General features: G+C 43.2%; 4 protein-coding genes. 1 reads left to right on the top strand and 3 read right to left on the bottom strand.

Features of this window, described 5'->3' with window-relative positions:
- The 3 genes from ABYP33_RS17995 to ABYP33_RS17985 form a co-directional block, all read right to left on the bottom strand.
- Nucleotides 1-218, bottom strand: a 218-nt coding sequence (locus ABYP33_RS17995; RefSeq protein ID WP_373092618.1) for a transposase, incomplete at its 3' end; no start/stop codon positions are given.
- Nucleotides 219-436: 218 nt separating this feature from the next.
- Nucleotides 437-1,825, bottom strand: a complete 1,389-nt coding sequence (locus tag ABYP33_RS17990) for a cytochrome P450 (protein WP_373092616.1) — start codon at nucleotides 1,823-1,825, stop codon at nucleotides 437-439.
- A gap of 49 nt (nucleotides 1,826-1,874) precedes the next feature.
- Entirely contained in the window at nucleotides 1,875-2,195 is a 321-nt protein-coding gene (locus ABYP33_RS17985; protein ID WP_373092614.1) for a 2Fe-2S iron-sulfur cluster-binding protein, read from the bottom strand.
- Nucleotides 2,196-2,402: 207 nt separating this feature from the next.
- Here ABYP33_RS17985 and ABYP33_RS17980 point away from each other — a divergent pair, with 207 nt between their 5' ends.
- Nucleotides 2,403-3,452 carry an AraC family transcriptional regulator ligand-binding domain-containing protein gene (locus ABYP33_RS17980; RefSeq protein WP_373092612.1) on the top strand — a complete coding sequence of 350 codons (1,050 nt, stop codon included), beginning with the start codon at nucleotides 2,403-2,405 and terminating at the stop codon, nucleotides 3,450-3,452.
- Nucleotides 3,453-3,538 lie beyond the last annotated feature (86 nt).

The raw sequence follows: 3,538 nt of genomic DNA, 5'->3' as shown, positions 1-3,538 counted from the left end.
GGACTCTCGCAGATCGTGCTTTCGGCCGGTAAGCGAACGGATAAACAAAAAACACCGAAGCGGCGCATGGATTCTATTTCGTGTAAGGCACCATCCATTGTGGGGTCGCTGAGCTTATTGAACAATTGTAGGCAGTGTGCGCGAAGCATAATTTCTAGAGGGTAAAGTGAATTCGCGACCTCGTGTTTTGGATAGTATTTGTGTGGCTTTTTATCCAACTTTACCCACGGTAATCAGTGCATCCATTTTTTCAAAGAAAAGCTCGCGGGTTTTACGCCTTTTATTTTGATATTCCGCTGCGGCAAAGGCTAGGCGGCTCATACACTGTTCCAAGCAAAATGGATGACACTGGCATTATCGGAAATTTTGAATGCTATGCAGAGATTCCCTGACAAGCTAGGTGTTGGCATAAAAACAATTTTTATACCAACACCTCTCAACCACTATTTTTTGCCGTCAGCTTTACCATCAACTTTGAATAGCCTCTTACAAAATTGGACTGAACATATTCCGGCTCACCTATAACCTCAACCTTATCAAAGCGTGCAAGCATTTCCTCCCACAATATACGTAATTGCAATTCTGCTAAACGGTTACCCATACACCGATGAACACCAAAACCGAAAGACAAATGATTTCTAGCTCCTTTTCTATCAATAATAAACTGTTCCGGTCTGTCGATAATAGTTTCATCTCTATTACCAGAGGCGTACCACATGACCACTTTATCGCCCGCCTTAATTTTCTTTCCGTTTATTTCGACATCAACTTTCGCAATACGGCGCATATGCGCTAACGGCGTTTGCCAACGAATAATTTCTGACACCATACTTGGAATTAAGCTAGGGTCATTCTTTAGCTTAATAAATTCATCAGGAAACCGATTAAATGCAAGCACCCCGCCCGACATTGAGTTACGAGTTGTATCATTTCCACCGACAATCAACAATGCCAAGTTTCCGAGAAACTCCATTGGTTTGTCGATTAAGTTTTTGGTGGCGTCATTACTCTGCAACATGCCAATCAGGTCAAAACCAACTTCTTCTCCAGAGGCAATCCTTGCCTCTTTCTCTCGCCAAAGCAAAGAGAATTCCCTGGCCATATCTTGCATACCTCTAAACAACTCATCCATGTCGTTTGAACCACCTGTAGAGGCCGCGCCACTACCAGCCAAATCAGACCAATACACTAATTTATGCCGCTGTTCATAAGGAAAATCTAGCAATGTCGCCAACATTCTTGCCGTTAGTTCTATCGAGACACTTTCCACCCAATCAAAAGGCGTATTTAACGGTAGCTTATCTAGAACATCCTGGGCACGACTGCGAATTAGCCCCTCCATATCTTTCAGATTTTTTGGCGCCACAACCCCTTGCACGGCTTGTCGCTGGGCATCATGTTTGGGCGGATCCATAGCAATGAACATTTCCACGGATAGCTCTTTAGGCGCCTCTCCGATCACAATAATTGGCTCCGACGAAAACAACTCATGATGTTTGTCGACAAATACAATATCATCGTAACGCGTGATAGACCAAAACGGACCGAAAGGACTATTCTTCTGAAAATGGACAGGACACTCGTCACGCAAACGTTTAAAATATGATTCCCATTTGTTTTGTTTAAAAATGAACGGATTACTGACATCAATATCCTCAATTGCCAGCGTTGACACGTCTGGCACCGGCGCTTCAACAAACTCCGGAAACTCCTTATATATACCAATTGCAGTCTTTGTCTTATAAATTAAATGACCAGCCCTCACCTGTATCGGCATCGGCACTATTGCTGCGGCTTTGTCTGCCACCAAATTAACAATGCTCATCTATTTTCTCACACGGTGTATTTTAAATAATTTTTTAGGATAGAAATAACTACATCTGAAACTCTGGCAATTGCACAATCATTCCATCCATATCGTCTGAAGCTATAACCTGGCAGGCTAGCCTCGAATTATCAGTGCGGTCAGGCGTGAGCTCCAGCATCTGCAACTCCTCACCGCTCGCACTGCCTACAATATTGATATACCCAACCTCAACAATTAGATGGCATGTTCCACAGGCGCATTCACCACCACAGTCTCCGTCAATGCCTGGAATACCCCCATCCAGAGCGGTTTGCATCAGAGATTTTCCCGATTCGATTTCTACAATATGCTTGGCCCCATTGTGTTCCAAGAACGTAATACTACCCATAACCCTCTCCATTCAGATCTACAAGCTCAGCCATTTCCAGCATGGCCGGTATAGAAGCATTTACTACTTATATCGAGGTATTAGATTAAGCCACCCTACCAAGTAAAATAAGGTCATATCTTGACATCTCAGGGACATTTCCAGACACTTACCCTTTCATGATATCTTGACGTGCCCGTGACATTAACGCAGAAAGAAACATAAAAAATGGAAGCGCCAATGCAGCCTACTCCCCTGAATATAGCCGAACAAGGCTGCTTCCCTCCCAATTATTCTCGCTTGATAGCTCGCGTATTGGGCATAGATGCTCATAAACTTCCGACACTCCTCGCACAAACCGATGTTTCAGCCAATCAATTATTGCGCGAAGACACCCTGCTCACGTCTAAACAACAAATTCAAATATTAAAAAATGCACTATGCATATCTAACGACCAGATGTTTGGCTTGCGGCTTGGAAAATACTTAACACCTAACACTCATGGTGCAATGGGATTCATGGCGAGTAGCAGCCCAAATCTACTAGCCACTCTTAAGGCATTCCAAACCTACCTCCCAACCCGGGTCGACTTTTCCCACATAAAATTGAAACTAACTAAGGAATACTGGGAGTGCTATTGTTATTTTGAAACAGATCTAGATGCTGATATTCTTAGAGCAATATCGGAAATATACGCGTCTGTTCTTTTTCAATGTGCAGAGTTTATTGTTGGCATGCCTATAGAATATGCAAAAATATGCTTTTCGTTCAAAGAGCCTGACTATAGCCAGCGGTATTCTGAATTTCTACCGGGGTTAATTGAGTTCTCCAGTCCCGAACTAATATTTAAAATACCAAAAAACATTTGCGAAATACCCAATGCATCAGCGAACCACGAGAGCTATTCATTGGCATTGCGAGAATGCCAATCGATGCTGGATAAAATGCGCAATAAAACTAATAGCATAACCCATCAAATTGAAAAAATGATGCTTACCCACCCACCCGGCGTACTTAACGAAAATAGAGCCGCAGCAATGCTATTCATCAGTGAACGCACCTTAGCGCGGAGACTTACCCAGGAAGGCAGTAACTTTCGTACAATTCGAGATCAGATACTGTCACAGCAGGCAAGTAGCTATCTACGAAATAGCGACATGTCAGTGGACGCAATAGCGGCGTTACTCAACTATCATGACAGCTCTAGTTTCCGGAGGGCATTTAAGCGCTGGTTTCATTTAACGCCCGATCAATATCGAAAATCCAAAAAATCATAGAATGAAAATCCAATGCCATTCGCTCTCGATAACAACATGCTTAAGAGGAAGTCTTAATTGCTATCGTTAGCGGTTCACGCGCGGCG

It is taken from the genome of Zhongshania sp., assembly GCF_041584495.1.
Classification (GTDB): Bacteria; Pseudomonadota; Gammaproteobacteria; order Pseudomonadales; family Spongiibacteraceae; genus Spongiibacter.
The sequence above is the reverse complement of the archived record's forward strand: the minus strand, read 5'-3'. Positions and strand labels throughout refer to the sequence as shown.

What these genes read in the sequence shown, in the direction of transcription:
- ABYP33_RS17980 (WP_373092612.1), top strand. Translation starts at nt 2,403, where the DNA reads ATGGAAGCGCCAATGCAGCCTACTCCCCTGAATATAGCCGAACAAGGC.
- ABYP33_RS17990 (WP_373092616.1), bottom strand. Translation starts at nt 1,825, where the DNA reads ATGAGCATTGTTAATTTGGTGGCAGACAAAGCCGCAGCAATAGTGCCG.
- ABYP33_RS17985 (WP_373092614.1), bottom strand. Translation starts at nt 2,195, where the DNA reads ATGGGTAGTATTACGTTCTTGGAACACAATGGGGCCAAGCATATTGTA.